Below are 16,091 nucleotides of genomic sequence, written 5' to 3'. Positions count from 1 at the left end.
CTAATCCACCTTATTTACATCAAATTTATTTGAAATCCATTTTGCTAGGAAGTTCAATCCTAAAACAATTACAATCAATACTAACGCAATTACAAAAGCAACTTCATAACTTCCTTTAGCCATTTCTAAGTATAGCTGAATTGTTAATGTTGCACCAGAACTAAATAAGTGTGTAATCACATTAGTTGGTAAAATACTAAGTGATCCAGCTGTATATAGAAGTGCTGCTGATTCAGCAACGATTCTACCCATACCTAGAATAATTCCAGTTAAAATACCAGGCATTGCACTAGGTAAAAGAACTGTTCTAATCATATACCATTTAGTTGCTCCGATACCTAAAGCAGCTTCACGATAACTTTTAGGAACCGCCTCTAAAGCAACTTGAGTATTTCTTGTAATGATCGGTAAAATCATTATTGCTAATGTAAAAGCACCAGATAAAATTGAAAATCCTAAACGGCATAATTCACCAAAGAATAGCATCCCAAACAAACCATAAATAATTGATGGAATACCGGCTAAAACTTCAGTAGTAAAAGAAATAACACTAACAAATTTTTTATTTTTAGCATATTCATTTAAGAAGATAGCGCCCCCAATTCCAATTGGACAAGCAACTAATAAAGTTACAACAACTATATATAAAGTATTAATAATATTTGGTAAAATTCCTACAGTATCATTTAATATACTTGTTGTATTAACTAAATACGAAAAATCAAAAGTTGGTATACCACGATATAAGATATAGCCAATACAAACAACTAATACTAATACTGAAAGGGCACTTGCAAATTGAATCAAGAAATATAAGACTTTATCACTAACTCGACTTTTTTTGTCGAAAATACTTACACTATTCATTTTCGTCTCCTTTCTTGATAATAAATGTTAAGATTAAGTTAATTGCCATAATGAAAACAAATAGAACTAAACCGATTGTAAACAATACTTGTCGATGAGTTCCAGCTGCATACCCCATTTCTGATACAATTCCAGTTGTTAAAAAACGTACTGAATTAAATGGTAATGGCGCATTAACTGAGTTACCAGCAACTAATAAGATTGCCATCGCTTCACCAATAGCTCTTCCTACCCCAAGGACAATTGCTGAAACAATCCCAGATTTCGCACTAGGTAAAACAACTTTAAAAATTGTTTGGATTTGGCTTGCTCCCAAAGCCAAAGAACTTTTACGATAATCATCAGGAACAGTATTTAATGCTGTTTCTGTAATATTAATTAATGTTGGCAAAATCATAATTGCCAATACAATAATTGCCGAAATTAAGTTAGCCCCACCAGTAAATTGATGAGTAGTAGATCCTTCAAAAATCCACATTTCAATTTTATACATAAAAGGACATACAATTAAAATACCTAATAGCCCATATACAACAGATGGTATCCCTGCTAGTAATTCAATTGCAGCTTTAACTATTTTTCTTACTTTTGGGTTAGCAATTTCAGCTAAATTTATTGCTGTAAATACACCAATTGGTACCCCAATTAAAATTGCTAAAAAAACACCTACAATTGATGTCAAAATAATCATCAAAATACCATATTGCGGGTCAGCTGCTGTTGGTGCCCACACACTGCTAAAAAGAATATCAGCAATACCAACTTCAAATAAAGCTGGAGTACCAGAAATAATCATATAACCAGTAATAGAAACTACAGCAACGATAGATACAATAGCACAGCCACGAAAAATTATCGCGGCTGCCTTTTCTACCATAGACTTTGTTTTTCTATTACTTATAATAGATAACATGTCTTTTTTCATAACTTACTCCTAATTTGGACTAACTAATCCACAAGATTCAACGATTTTTTGTCCTGCTTCACTATTAATGAATTCAAATAAAGCTTGTACTTGTTCGCTTTGTTCACTTACTTCACCTTTAGTTGCCATTACGAATGGTCTTTGTAATGTATATGAACCATCTTTAATTGTATCAGTAGAGATTTCAACGTCATCTAAAGTTAAAGCTTTAACAGTATCATTGTCTTGGATTGCTTCGAATGATACGTAACCAATAGCACCTTCAGTTTCAGCTACACGTCCCATTACTGCTCCAGTTTCATTTAACTCTTGAGCGTAATTACATTGATCTTCAATACCTAAGATTTCTTCAAAAGCTCCACGAGTACCTGAACCAGCTTCACGTCCAATAACTACGATTTGTTGATCAGGTCCACCAACTTGTGACCAGTTAGTAATTTGACCAGTATAGATTTGTTTTAATTGATCAGTAGTTAAGTTACTAATTTCATTGTCTGCATGAGTAACAATAGCGATACCATCAATTGCAACGATATTTTCAACTAAACCTTGATTTTTTTCATCATCAGTTAATGATCTAGATGAATTACCAATATCAGAAGTTCCATCAATAGCAGCTTCAATACCAGCACTTGAACCAGTGAATTGTGGTTCTAATGTTAAATTAGGATATTGTTCTTTAATTCCTTCTGATAATGCGTTAACGAATTCTTCCATTGAAGTAGAACCGTTTAATGTGATTTTACCACTAATGTCGCCTCCGTTTGATGAATCACCTGATCCACCACCGCATCCAACTAATCCTAAGCATAATACTAATGTTAATAATGCTCCAAATACTTTTTTCATACTTTTCATAATTCTTAAATCCCTTCCTTTATCTTTCTTAAGACACATATATAATAATCAAATTAACACTTGCGTTATATCAAAAATCTGTATTAATTATGTTAAGTTTATGTAAAGAAAAGAGAGAATTGCCACTAATTCTCTCTTAAATACATCTCTAACATTGTTCTTAACCTGTTTTTAACATTTGTTCGTAAACTTTCAGGACTAACTACTTCTACTTTATCTTGAAGCATCATTAACCAGCCGATCAAACCATCTGACATTGCTACATTATAAATTTTAGCTGCCAGTCGCTGTTTATCCACTTTTTTTACTTCAATATCTTTTCCAAACTGGCTAACAACCTCCCTAATTACTTGCCGATCAAAAATTATTGTTAAATCAATATGTTCATTACTAAAATACATATTAACATTATTTTCAAATTCTTTAATAATATCATAACTTTCATGGACATCTTCATAACGCCCACGATAATTCATAACTAATCGCATTCGGTCAATTCGATAAACCGATAAACTATCTTTTCGTTTATTAAAATACCCAACTAAATAATAAATTGAATTACGTACTATGATTTGATATGGCGATACAACATAAGTTTCTTCATTTAAATTCCCATTAGTATGATAAACTTCTATTAAATGATTATCCCTAATATCATAACTAACATATTTAAAAGCAATATTTCTTTGATTATTAATAGCTTTAATAATTGTTGTAAGATTTACTAACAAATCAAATGTTAAATCCTGATGCTGACCTTTTTCAATATATAAACGATCTTTCTGGTTATTTGAACTTAATAATAATAATTTATTAACAAGTTTATTAGCTGCTTTTTGATCTAAATTACTATTAGATATAACATTATCAACTAAAAACTGTAATTCACCATCTTCAAAATAATCACCAGCAACAATAAATCCCTTACGCCTAATAGTCTTTATCAATTGCTTACCAGTCAAACATTGATAAAAATCATTAATTCTCTCAATTAAACTATAAACAGTTTTAATATCTACTTTAATACCATATTCTTTTAATGCCGTTACAATATCCTTACCACTAATAGGTTCTTGACTTTCTTTTATCACCTTATAAACATAATACAATTTTTCTCCCATATTATTCTCCTACTCATTTATTAATTCTAAAGGTACATACATCATCTTAGCATATTTACGATATAAGCGTGGACTATAATTATATAAAGATGGCAAATACCGTTCTATTCTTTCATCAATACTAATATATTTAAAATAATGGTATACCTTTTTATATTCTTTTTCTAGTAGTAAAATATAACATGTTAAATAATAATATTTTTCTTTATTAATATTAAGGCGTTTACATACCGATAAAACAAATGGTTCAATAACTTTGGGAGAAAATTTAATTAAATGTCTTAACAAACAATATGTTTCAACTGAAAAACCGCCTAATTCTAAAATATGATTTACTAATTTATATTTATAAATTAGTAAAGGATAAAAATGTTGTTCGATTAAAAGATTCATCATTACTAGATCATATTCCATTTCCTGTAAACTAACCGCCCGATCGATCAAACGCTTAATTCTTGTAAAAACTAAAATCTCTAATTCTTTATTTTTAGCAATCTTCTTTTTTAAAATATAAATATCCATACTTTGATTAACCAGGTCATGTACTTCATCAATGTCTTCACACACTGTTAATAAATATCTTTTTACATCTATAATATCCCGATCAACTACTTGCCAATAACTCTGCATCTTTTCATCACTCCTTTATCTATCATTATTATAGTATTTTTTTATAATTTTATACCAATATCACCTATTATTTTAAAACCTAAAATACGGTTTTAAATAAAAAGTATTCCCTAAATGCAAAAAAAGCGAGATAAAATCTCGCTTAATCTATTCAGTTGTCAAATGTGTGTAAGTGTTGATCAACTCAATTGATTTAATTAGTTTCTCCTGCTTCTTCTTGAAGCTTTTGTTTTTCTGTTAATTTAAAGAATGGGTAATATAATAACATATCTAATAATATTAATCCGATTACCATAATTCCAGCTTTAACATCCATACAACCTAAAGCTGCTCCTAGAGGTGCCGGTGTCGTCCAAGGTGTTTCAATTACCCCCTTACCTACAACATTCAATGCCATCAATGCGTAAGCAATAATTGAATTGACGACTGGTACAAATATAAATGGTATCATCATCAATGGATTTAACACCATTGGTAACCCAAAGATGATTGGTTCGTTAATATTAAAGATAGCTGGTCCAATTGATAAACGTCCTAATGTCTTTAATTCTTTAGATTTAGAACGAGTTAATAAAATACATAATCCTAAGGTTGCTCCCCCACCACCTAAAGTAATTACATATGACCAGAATGGTTGCGTAAAGAAATGAACAATAGTATTTCCTTCACTAAATGCTGTAATATTAGCAACTAGATACATTTGCATAAATGGTAATCTAATTGGTTGCGTAATACTTGCCCCATGTAATCCAAAGAACCAGAATACTTGAGCAATTATTGTAATTAAACAAATTCCTACTAATGAGTCTAGTCCAGAAACTGCTGGCGCTAAGATTGTCATTAACATACTTGGTAATAATTCACCACTTAAGTTTTGAATTATTAATGAAGCACCATAGAAAACAATTACACAAGCAAATAATGGAATAATTGCATCAAATGATGAAGTAATTGCTGGTGGTACTCCTTCTGGTAATTTAAAGCGAATATTTTTCTTCAATAATAAACGCATTATCTCAACACAGCCTATAGAACATAAAATACCTGTAAATATTCCCTTGGCATCTAAATATGTTGTTGGAATATAAGATCCTGCTTGAGCTAATAAATCTGAAGCTTTTGCCCCTTCACTAATAACACTGCTTGGTACTGCAGAAATTGAAGGTGCTGACATAATTAAAAAGACTGCAGTAGTAACACAAGCCGCATTTAAGCCAGGCATTTCATATCTTTTAGCCAAATGATAAGATATTGAAAAAGTAACAAATAGTCCCATTAACGCCATTGTCATGTTATATGGAACTTGAAGTGCAGCTTTATAGGTCTGAGCCCAATTATACCACCCCATTAACATGTCACTGAAAAATCCCCAATCAGGTAATGTATCAGGTGTAAATGGTGGTGTTGAAATAATTAAGCAAAACCCACCTAAAATAGATAATGGGATCGCTACAACCATACCATCACGAATCGCTGCTAAATGTCTTTGGTTCCCCAGTTTAGTTGCAATAGGGACCAAAGTACGATTGGCAAGTTCGTTGAACTTATCCATGAAATTCATATATATCTCCCCTTTCTTACCTACAAGTATAGTAATTTTATTGACAAAATTCATCAAATTTCCAAATCTTTGAATATATTTCCATATTTTAGAAATAACTTGTTATTTAAAAATAAAATGTAGTAAAATATAAAATTAGCCTAATTTACAGCAAAAAATTAATTTATAAATGCTATTATTTTGAGTTGACTTTCACATTTTTCTTACTATAATTACAAATGTGTAAGTGTTTATCTCCTCAATGATAAATAATCAATGACGGAGGAGTACTATGAAACTAATTATTGAAGAAACTGAAAAAGAAATGAGCGAAAGTGCAATGCACATACTACTTGGAGCTATGATGCAAGATAAACGTGTCAACATTTCATTAACTGCTGGTGAATCACCAAAAACATTATATAAAATGATGGCTCCTATTATTAAAGATAAAGAACAATTTAAAAACGTTCAATACTATCTATTTGATGAAGCTCCATATAAAGATAAACCATATGGACCAAACTGGGATGAAATGCATGAATTATTTTTCAATGATGCTAATATTCCAGATGAAAGAATTCATACAACTACAATGGAAAATTGGGAAAAATATGACTGGGAAATTCGTCAAGCTGGAGAATTAGATGTTATGTTAATCGGTTTAGGTTGGGATGGTCATTTTTGTAGTAACTGCCCACGCTGTACACCAATGGATAGCTATACATATATAATGGATCGTGCTACAAAAAACAAAGCAAACCCTACTTATCCACCAAAACCTGATCTACCATTTACTTTATCAATGGGACCTAAGAGTTTAATGCGTGTTAAACATTTAGTAATGATCGTAAATGGTAAACATAAAGCTGAGATTTTGAAAAAAATGATTGAATCTCCTATCAGTGATGAATTACCATCTACTATCTTAAAACTACATCCAAATTTCACAGTTATTTGTGATAAAGATGCCGCTTCATTATTAAATTTAGAAGATTACAAAGAATATCGCTTATAATCTTTGTTGTTTCTAGCCCTGATGCAAAATCAGGGCTTTTGTCTTTTCCAAGATTTGGAAATTAATTGAAAGAAAAAAAGTGCCCTTGATATAATTTAACTAAGTTAAAATCAGGAGGAAATTATGGCAAAGAAAAAAATCAACCGTCAACAATCAAAAAATGTAATTGTCGAAACAAGAATGCGTCGTTTTCTAGCGATGATCATTGACTGGTATCTTACCCAAATGATTTCAGTTATTCCAATAACTTTTTATCTTCGTGATGGTGATTATTTAAAACCACGTATGTTTGAATATACTAATTATCCATTCATGACAGGTTTAGGTTTAATAATTTTTGCTTTTATCGTTGGTATAATTTATTACTGGGTCATTCCTAGTTATTTGTTTAAAGGCCAAACACTGGGTAAAAAAATATGTAAAATAAAAATAGTTACTGAAGACTATCAGCCAGTAAATGCTAAAACATTATTTATTCGTGATATGATTGCAAGTACCTGGATTGAAGGAGGTATCATTATCACTGCAACAAGTATCCATAAACTAGTTGGTTTAGTTGGATATTCACAAATAGCAACTTATTGGCAATATCTTACTTATATAATCACTATAATCTCAATTATTTACGCTTATTTTAATAAACAATCACAATCATTTCACGATAAGATTGCTAAAACAATAGTTATAAAAGATTAATATTTATTGTCAAGTAAAGAAATCCCATGATATAATACAAAAAATATTATATAAAGTGGGTGATGATCATGTTTAATTTAGTTATTATTTTATTATCTACAATCAATAGCGAACCAAAAGATTCAAACAACTATAAAATTGCTAAATATCTTTTAGAAAATTTACATACTCTTGAGGATCTATCGATTAGTGATTTAGCTAATAACTGTTTTGTTTCTAATTCTAGTATTTCACGTTTTTGTAAAGAAATCGGCTTAGATAATTATAATACATTAAAGTCACAAATTATTAAAATACCTTTAGAATACCGATATGCCCATAATAAATTTAATTTTACCCCATCTAAAAACGAAAACATTTTACAATCATACGTTTTTTCGATCATTGATAATTTAAAAAATCTATATACCGATAAACTAGACTCTCAAATCACTGCACTAGTTAAAGACATCTATCAATATAAAGAAGTTGGGGCTTTTGGTTATATGCATTCTGAAAGTATCGCTTTAAACTTACAATACGACTTACAAACAAATGGAAAATTAATCTTTACGCATATAAAATTTACAAACCAAAAAGAATTTATTAACAATGCCGATGAAAATACATTAATTATCATTTTTTCTGAATCTGGTTCATATTTTAATCGAGTTTATCCACGGACAACTCCATTTACTAACCAGAAAAATAAGCCAAAAATTGTTTTAATCACATCTAACCTTAATACGACATTTCCATATGTTGATGAATATATTACTTATAGTTCTAGAAATGACTATGCTAGTCATCCTTATAGTTTAATGACAATTGAATCAATGATTGCCCTAAAATATCTAGAATATATAAAATCACAGTAAAAAAGATATCTTTAAATAGATATCTTTTTTACTATAAATTATGTTGTTTCATATAATTAGTAATTAATCGATAAATACCTCGTTCAATTACTACACCTATAACTGATAAAACTAATCCCATTAAAACAATATTCAATGATACACTTGCTAAGTCTAAGATATCACTAAAGAATAAAATTGCAAAGATGAAACCAAATACCATCATTAAACAAATTAAAATTCTTAATTTAGTAAACGGATAACATGAACGAATTACAGCAATCATTGAAATAATAACTAAAACATAATACATCAATGTTACCGATTCTAAATGATCTAATCCTAAATTACTTCCAAATAACATAATGAAAATAAATAGAATTACCACAGACACTGCATTCCCTGTTGCTTTAGAAAATACTTTTGGTAAAAAGTGTCCTGTAATCTTTCGAGTATCCGATTCAAAAATTGTTAAGAATGAAGGCATTGCCTCAATTAATAAATCAATCAATGTTATCTGCAATGGGATAAATGGAAATGGTGTATTTGTTAATACACAGAATATAGATAATAACACTGTATAAATAGTCTTAATAAAGAATACCCCAGCTACACGAGTAACGTTATTAACTACTTTTCTACCTTCTAATAATACATCTGGTAAACAAGTAAAATCAGAGTTTAATAAAACAACTTGTGAAATCTGTTTTGAAGCATCACTACCATCTGCAATTGCAATTGAACAATCAGCTTCTTTTAAAGCTAATAAGTCATTAACACCATCACCTGTCATCGCTACATGATGTCCATCTGCTTGTAAAGCTTCAACAATTAATTTCTTTTGACTTGGTGTTACCCTTCCAAAAACAGTATATTTAGTAACTATATCTTTTATATCGTCATCGCTTACTTCGCTCATATCAATACAACGATCATAGTTAATTACACCGGCCTTTTTAGCAATCGCCATAACGGTATTAACGTTGTCGCCTGAAATTATTTTAGCCTCAATTCCTTCTTTATGGAAATAAGCTAAAGTTTCTTTTGTTCTATCACGAATTGTATCTGATAAAATAACAGCCATTAATGGTTGTAATTTTGGCAGTTCCTGATTATCACTAACTGTTTCTTTAGTATATCCAATAGCAATAGCTCGCATTCCTTCAAGCATCAATTTGCTAATTTCTTCAGGTAAAGGTCCTGGAATAATTTTTTCAGCTGCTCCTACAACAATTGTTCCCAAGTCTTTAAATTCAATAGCACTCCATTTACGAAGTGAAGAAAACGGTATTTTTTTTGTATGCTGATATGTATCATTTTCACCGAAGTACTCATCAATCGCCTGGAATGTAGCATTATTATCATCACTTGCTTTCAGATAAGAACCCATGACTTCTTTTAAATCAAAACTATCATTAGTTTCTAAGGTAAATGTTTTTTCTACTTTCATTTTACCGTTAGTTATTGTTCCGGTTTTATCCAAACAAAGAACATCAACATGTGATAGTGTTTCTAATGAATATAAATTTTGAACCAATACTTTTTTCTGTGCTAATCTAGCTACTCCATTAGCTAAAGAAACACTTGTAAGTAATACTAACCCTTTAGGAAGCATTCCTAATAATCCAGCTGCTGAAGAAACAACAGCTTCAAATAAAACATCTTGACGTAACCACAATGCTTCAATAAATAAAATAATTCCTAAAGGAATAATCATAAAAGTAGTTACTTTAGTAACTTTTTTCATTGATTCCATCAATTCAGAATTCTGTTTTTTTACTTGTTGAGCTTCTTTAACTAATGTAGTTGCATAGTTATCATCACCAACATTTTTTACCTTGGCATAACATTTTCCAGATACAACACTACTACCAGATAATAAATTAGCACCAACACTTTTATTTATCGGATCTGATTCTCCAGTTAATAATGATTCATTAGCTTCAATCATCCCATGAATAACTGTAGCATCATTACAAACTTGATTACCACTTTCTAATACTAAAACATCATCTAAAACTACTTCATTTATATCTACAACTGTAGGTTTCCCATTACGAACTACAGTAATTGTTGGTTTAGTTAAAATTGATAATTGATCAACTAGTTTTTTTGCTTTAACTTCCTGATAAATACCAATTAAGATATTAGCAATAATAATTAAAATAAAAACTAAATTTGACCATGCCTGGACCAAAACCAAAGCAATAAAGATTAAAAAGTTTAATAAGTTAAATAAAGTACAAACATTATCCTTAACTATTTGTCCATAACTTTTACTTGCAGGTTTACTAACCCCATTTACTTTCCCTTCAACTATTCTTTCATTAACTTCTTTATCATTTAACCCTGTTTTATAAAATAAGGAATTATCATTTTCCAATTAAGTCACCTCCAGATTTTCTTATTATATTATATTTTAACAACTAGTCATACATTCTTAACAAACATTTAACAAAAAAGTCAATCAAACGATTGACCTTTTACTTGCTATTTAATTTATCCAAGAATTTTTTAATTCTTGAAGTAGCTTCTTTTATTTGTTCAATTGAATAAGCATATGATACTCGAATATATCCCTCGCCAGCTTGGCCAAAAGCATTTCCAGGAACACATGCGACTAATTGATCTTTTAATAACTCTTCACAAAACTGTTCTGAAGTCATCCCAGTTGACTTAATACATGGAAAAACATAGAAAGCCCCTTGTGGAGTAAAAGTATGCAATCCCATATCATTAAAAGCCTTAACGATATAATTTCTTCTTAACATATAAGCTTGTCGCATTTTTTCGATTTCATTATCACAATGACGCATTGCTTCAATTGCTCCATATTGAGCACCAGTTGGCGCTGACATAATTACATATTGATGAATTTTATTCATTGCATTCGTTAAAACTTCATTAGCTAAAACATAACCAAGTCGCCATCCAGTCATTGCATAAGCTTTAGAATAACCACTTACTAAAATAACCTGATCTTTTATTTCTGGAAAAGCAGCAATTGAACAAAATTTTTGCTCATATGATAACTCTGCATATATCTCATCAGTAATAACAATAATTTCGTGTTCTTTGATAATCGGAACTATTTTTTCATAATCCTCTCTTGTCATAAATCCACCAGTAGGATTACTTGGATAGTTCAATAAAATTGCTTTAGTTTTTGGTGTAATAGCAGCTTCTAATAATTCAGGTGTTAATTTAAACTGATTATCTTCTTTCAATTCAATATTAACAACCTTTCCACCAGCTAATTCAACCCCAGGTGTATAAGCAACATAGCTTGGCTGTAACAAAATAACTTCATCACCAGGATTAATTAAACTTCTAAATGCTAAATCAATAGCTTCTGAACCACCTACCGTTACAACACATTCTTTTTCATAATCATAATCTAAATTAAATCTTCTTTTTTGATAACGACAAATTTCTTTTCTTAACTCTGCAAGTCCTTTATTAGCCGTATAAAATGTTTTACCTTGTTCAATAGAATAAATTGCAGCTTCTCTAATTTTCCAAGGAGTATCAAAATCAGGTTCACCAACTCCTAAAGAAATAACGCCTTCCATTTCACTAGCTAAATCAAAAAACTTACGAATACCACTAGGGGGAATTTCTCTAACAGTATTATTTAATACTTTATTAAAATCCATTATGGTGTTACCAATAGCCTTTCTGCACTATCTTTATCGTTATCATCAAAACTAATTCCATTATTTTTATATTGTTTTAAAACAAACATCGTCGCTGTACCAATAACTCCCTCTAATGGTGCTAATTTAGACCCAACAAAATGAGCAACTTCTTGCATTGTATGCCCCTTTACAATTGCAACAAATTCAAAGCTTCCACTAAGTAAGTACATTGTATCTACTTCAGGAAAAGAATAGATTTTTTTAGCGATACGATCATAACCATATTCTCTTTCTGGTGTTGCGTTGATTTGAATCATTGCCATTACATTATCTACATTAGTACGATCCCAATTAATAATCGTATGATATCCACAGATAACTTTATTTTTCTCTAACTGGCTGATTGTCTTTTCGACATTATCTTCAGTTTCATTTAGAGCCATTGCTAAATCAGTTACTTCCATTCGCGCATTATCATGAAGTAATGTCAATAATAAGTTCTCATCCATAATTTCTTCCTCCAATTTATTTTAATTATTATATAACATTTTATAACATTGGTAAAGATACTAATATTTATTAATATAATTATTTTTTATTACATTTTTTTATAATAATATTACTAAATATTTATTAAAAAAACATAATATCATCCCTTTACTAGATAGATTATGATAAAATAATAACAAGGAGGTTTTACAATGCTAACATTCTATGTATCTAGCTACGGCAAAAATGATGATAAAGGAATTTATATAGTCAATCTTGACGAAAAAACACAAAAATTTTCATTAGTGCAACATATAGTTACTCAAGATTACCCATCTTATATGATCACTAAAAATAACACTTTATTTCTCAGTTATAAAAACGCCGGCAAATTTAATGATGGTGGAGGAATTGGCAGTTTTTCCATCTACAAAGATGAATTAATCCCTAATAATAATTATAATTCCAACGGGCGCTCATATACTCACTTATGTGTCAGTGATAATTTACGCTATTTATTTGCTGCAAATTATCATGTTGGTTCAACTGCATCTTATTTATTAGAAAACAACTATATTAAACAAAAAATAAACGCTGTTCATCACACCGGTTTAGGTCCTGATTTACTAAAACGACAAACAGGCCCTCATTGCCACTGTGTTGGAATTACCCCTGATAAAAAATATGTTTACGCAGTTGATTTAGGTGCTGATAAAGTTATTATGTATACCTATGAAGATGGTAAGCTTGAAGAGGCTAGTAACCATAATCTAAACGTTGTTCCTGGTTCCGGACCAAGACATATGATTTTTTCAAAAGATGGTCGCTATGCTTATTTAGTAAACGAAATTGCTAATAATTTGATGGTTTTTAAATATAGTGATGAATATTTAAATTTAATCCAGGTAATCCATACTACTCCTCGTCATTTCCATGACTTTTCAAGTGCTAGTGCAATTCGCCTAAGCGATACTGGGAATCATCTTTTTGTATCAAATCGTGGTCATGATAGTATTGTTTTATATCGGGTAAATAAAGAAACCGGTAAAGTCAGTCTATTATATATGGTTCATACTGGTAGAAGTCCTCGTGATTTCAATATAATTGATAATAAATATTTAATTGTTGGCGCTCAAGATGATGACGAAATAGAATTATTTACATTCGATGAAGAGGAAGAACAATTAGTTAGAACAGTTTATACTTTAAAAATTCCTGCCCCTGTTTGTATTGCTGTAAATAAATAAAAGGAGAATATAATAATGAGATATGAAATTAAAGGTGATAATCTACCTGTAGTTATTTGTCATTTACAAAAAGGTGAAACTATGATTACTGATAGTGGGGCCATGAGCTGGATGGATCCTGTTATGAAAATGGAAACAACTAGTGGTGGTTTTGGAAAAGCTTTTGGTCGGATGTTTAGTGGTGAGACAATGTTTCAAAATCGCTATACTGCTATTGATGACGGGATGATTGCTTTTGCATCATCATTTCCAGGTTCAATCAAAGCAATTAATATTGATCCTGATCATGAAATAATAATCCAAAAATCAACATTTTTAGCTTCTACTCAGAATATTGAAATGTCAGTTTTTTTCAATAAAAAAATTGGTACCGGCTTTTTTGGTGGTGAAGGCTTTATCATGAATAAAATCAGTGGTCATGGTCTAGTATTTTTAGAAATTGACGGTACTGCAATTGAATATGATTTATTACCTGGTCAACAAATGATTGTTGATACTGGATATTTAGCAATGATGGATGCAACATGTAAAATGGAAATTCAAAGTGTTAAAGGTGTTAAAAACAAGCTATTGGGTGGTGAAGGATTTTTCAATACTATTGTAACCGGTCCTGGTAAACTTGTGTTACAATCAATGCCAATTAGCTCTGTTGCTTCAGTTATTTCACCATTTATTCCAACTGGTGGAAATTAATAATCATGATTAATTGGAATATGCTTTGCATATTCCTTTAATTTTGTTAAAATACTATCGAAATGAGGTATATTTATGAAACCAATGATATTTTTTGACGTTGATGGAACATTACGTGATAATCATCATCATAAAGTTTGTCCTTCAACAATAGAAGCATTAAACAAATTACATGAATATGGTTATAAAATCGGTGTTGCTACAGGTCGTTCTGTAAATTCATTAAAAAGAACTGGTATCCCTGATCTAATTAAATGGGATGGCTATGTTTGCAATAATGGTCAAAGTATTCTTGATCAAGACTATAACTTAATTCAAGAATTAATTATTGATCCAAAAGTTGTAAGACAATGCATTGAAACTGCCAAAAAACATAATATTCCGTTAGCTTTAAAAACCGAAAATCGTTTTTTAACACAAGACCCAGATGAAAATGTGCTTACTGCCATCAAATACTTCAATTCTCAAGTCCCACCAGTTGGAACATATCATGACGAAAAAGTAGCTGCGATGATTGCTTATGGACCATTAGGTTATAATTATGTCCATTTTAAAGCAATTAGTGGCATTCATGTTTTACCAGGAGTATCTACTTATTGTGATATTACTCATGCCGATGCTACAAAAGCAACTGGTATTAAATATCTCTTAAATAAATATCAGCTTGAAGAATATGTTTGTTTTGGTGATTCATTAAATGATGTTGAAATGTTTAAACACGCAAAAATCTCTATCTGTATGGGACAAGGTGATGAATATTTAAAAAGTATTGCTACATATGTAACAGATAGTATTGATGATGATGGTTTATACAATGCTTGTAAACAATATCAATTTATTTAAAAAGGAACGATGATGCTAAGTTAGTATCATTGTTCCTCTCTTTTTATTACCCTTGCAACTTGTTATTAAGCGATAAATACTATCTCCATTGCATATTATCAAGCTTCTAATATTTGTAAATCTTCTAACTTACTATTCGCTATTTGATTGATTACTTATTTATCTACTTTATTATAAATAATCCACAATAATCATAATACCTAATGGAATTTTAACTATTAATAATAAAGTATAAATATGGATTATTTAATTTTAGCATTTTATTACATTCACTTTTTAAAGAAATTTTTATATTAATTATATAAGTATATAGTTATTTTTCTAACAACTTATTACCTCTTTGTTTCAATCTTTAAACAAAAAAAGATCAGGTAACTGATTATTCAAATTACCTAATCTTTAGCCAATTAAATTAATTATATTTTCTTCTTACTGCAACTGTTCCTAATACAGATAAAGCTACAAGTCCACCTAATAACATTAAGTCAGCATCATCACCAGTTTTAACTGAATTAGCTGGTTTATTAGTATCAACAGGAGTATCAGGTTTTGTAGTTGTTTGAGCTGGTTGATAATTAGCAGCCCATTGCCAGATATGAGTTCCATCACTATCTTGTGGATTATTATTTAATGTATAAATCCATGACCAGTGATTACTATATTCTACTAATGTTTCTACTCCGTCTTGAT

Annotated in this window: 16 protein-coding genes; 6 read left to right on the top strand and 10 right to left on the bottom strand. The window is 30.0% G+C overall.

The genetic code is table 11. The features are described 5' to 3' along the window. The 6 genes from pstA to B5E92_RS07620 all read right to left on the bottom strand — a co-directional run bounded on the left by pstA (position 1) and on the right by B5E92_RS07620 (position 5,962). Positions 1-867, bottom strand: a complete 867-nt coding sequence (gene pstA, locus B5E92_RS07645; RefSeq protein ID WP_087300810.1) for a phosphate ABC transporter permease PstA — start codon at positions 865-867, stop codon at positions 1-3. Further along, positions 860-1,792 carry a phosphate ABC transporter permease subunit PstC gene (gene pstC / locus B5E92_RS07640; RefSeq protein ID WP_087300808.1) on the bottom strand — a complete coding sequence of 311 codons (933 nt, stop codon included), beginning with the start codon at positions 1,790-1,792 and terminating at the stop codon, positions 860-862. Before pstC ends, pstA begins: the two co-directional genes overlap by 8 nt. Positions 1,793-1,801: 9 nt before the next feature. Continuing rightward, positions 1,802-2,650, bottom strand: a complete 849-nt coding sequence (locus B5E92_RS07635) for a phosphate ABC transporter substrate-binding protein (RefSeq protein ID WP_239404313.1) — start codon at positions 2,648-2,650, stop codon at positions 1,802-1,804. A 125-nt stretch (positions 2,651-2,775) separates the two neighbouring features. After that, the gene (locus tag B5E92_RS07630; RefSeq protein WP_087300806.1) at positions 2,776-3,771 is read right to left on the bottom strand and encodes a YafY family protein; all 996 of its coding nucleotides are present in this window, start codon (positions 3,769-3,771) and stop codon (positions 2,776-2,778) included. Positions 3,772-3,780: 9 nt separating this feature from the next. After that, positions 3,781-4,401: a hypothetical protein gene (locus B5E92_RS07625; RefSeq protein WP_087300804.1), complete on the bottom strand. Its 621-nt coding sequence runs from the start codon at positions 4,399-4,401 to the stop codon at positions 3,781-3,783. A gap of 193 nt (positions 4,402-4,594) precedes the next feature. Beyond that, a complete protein-coding gene (locus tag B5E92_RS07620; RefSeq protein ID WP_087300803.1) occupies positions 4,595-5,962 on the bottom strand; it encodes a PTS sugar transporter subunit IIC in 1,368 nt (455 codons plus the stop codon). A 271-nt stretch (positions 5,963-6,233) separates the two neighbouring features. Between B5E92_RS07620 and B5E92_RS07615 the strand changes: the two genes are divergently transcribed. From B5E92_RS07615 to B5E92_RS07605, 3 genes are all read left to right on the top strand, one after another. Then, positions 6,234-6,959 carry a 6-phosphogluconolactonase gene (locus B5E92_RS07615; RefSeq protein WP_087300801.1) on the top strand — a complete coding sequence of 242 codons (726 nt, stop codon included), beginning with the start codon at positions 6,234-6,236 and terminating at the stop codon, positions 6,957-6,959. A 123-nt stretch (positions 6,960-7,082) separates the two neighbouring features. Then, positions 7,083-7,655 (top strand): RDD family protein, encoded by a 573-nt coding sequence (locus B5E92_RS07610; protein ID WP_087300799.1) that lies wholly within the window; start codon positions 7,083-7,085, stop codon positions 7,653-7,655. Between the two features lie 68 nt (positions 7,656-7,723). Continuing rightward, positions 7,724-8,512 carry a MurR/RpiR family transcriptional regulator gene (locus B5E92_RS07605; protein ID WP_087300797.1) on the top strand — a complete coding sequence of 263 codons (789 nt, stop codon included), beginning with the start codon at positions 7,724-7,726 and terminating at the stop codon, positions 8,510-8,512. A gap of 31 nt (positions 8,513-8,543) precedes the next feature. Here B5E92_RS07605 and B5E92_RS07600 read toward each other — a convergent pair whose 3' ends face one another. From B5E92_RS07600 to B5E92_RS07590, 3 genes are all read right to left on the bottom strand, one after another. Further along, positions 8,544-10,874: an HAD-IC family P-type ATPase gene (locus B5E92_RS07600; RefSeq protein ID WP_087300795.1), complete on the bottom strand. Its 2,331-nt coding sequence runs from the start codon at positions 10,872-10,874 to the stop codon at positions 8,544-8,546. Between the two features lie 100 nt (positions 10,875-10,974). Beyond that, positions 10,975-12,147 carry an aminotransferase class I/II-fold pyridoxal phosphate-dependent enzyme gene (locus B5E92_RS07595; RefSeq protein WP_087300793.1) on the bottom strand — a complete coding sequence of 391 codons (1,173 nt, stop codon included), beginning with the start codon at positions 12,145-12,147 and terminating at the stop codon, positions 10,975-10,977. Continuing rightward, positions 12,147-12,638 carry an Lrp/AsnC family transcriptional regulator gene (locus B5E92_RS07590; protein WP_087300791.1) on the bottom strand — a complete coding sequence of 164 codons (492 nt, stop codon included), beginning with the start codon at positions 12,636-12,638 and terminating at the stop codon, positions 12,147-12,149. The genes B5E92_RS07595 and B5E92_RS07590 overlap by 1 nt, the downstream gene beginning before the upstream one ends. A gap of 192 nt (positions 12,639-12,830) precedes the next feature. Here B5E92_RS07590 and B5E92_RS07585 point away from each other — a divergent pair, with 192 nt between their 5' ends. From B5E92_RS07585 to B5E92_RS07575, 3 genes are all read left to right on the top strand, one after another. Beyond that, complete coding sequence (locus tag B5E92_RS07585; RefSeq protein WP_087300789.1) at positions 12,831-13,865, top strand: lactonase family protein; 1,035 nt, start codon at positions 12,831-12,833, stop codon at positions 13,863-13,865. 15 nt (positions 13,866-13,880) lie between these two features. Beyond that, on the top strand, positions 13,881-14,558 hold the full coding sequence (locus B5E92_RS07580; RefSeq protein WP_087300787.1) for a TIGR00266 family protein: 678 nt from the start codon (positions 13,881-13,883) through the stop codon (positions 14,556-14,558). A gap of 75 nt (positions 14,559-14,633) precedes the next feature. Further along, entirely contained in the window at positions 14,634-15,401 is a 768-nt protein-coding gene (locus B5E92_RS07575) for an HAD family hydrolase (RefSeq protein ID WP_087300785.1), read from the top strand. Between the two features lie 412 nt (positions 15,402-15,813). Here B5E92_RS07575 and B5E92_RS07570 read toward each other — a convergent pair. Next, the coding region (locus B5E92_RS07570) for an LPXTG cell wall anchor domain-containing protein (RefSeq protein ID WP_143357573.1) at positions 15,814-16,091 on the bottom strand (278 nt) is incomplete at its 5' end.

This window comes from Erysipelatoclostridium sp. An15, from assembly GCF_002160675.1.
GTDB classification, from domain to species: Bacteria; Bacillota_I; Bacilli_A; order Erysipelotrichales; family Coprobacillaceae; genus Thomasclavelia; species Thomasclavelia merdavium.
The sequence above is the reverse complement of the archived record's forward strand: the minus strand, read 5'-3'. Positions and strand labels throughout refer to the sequence as shown.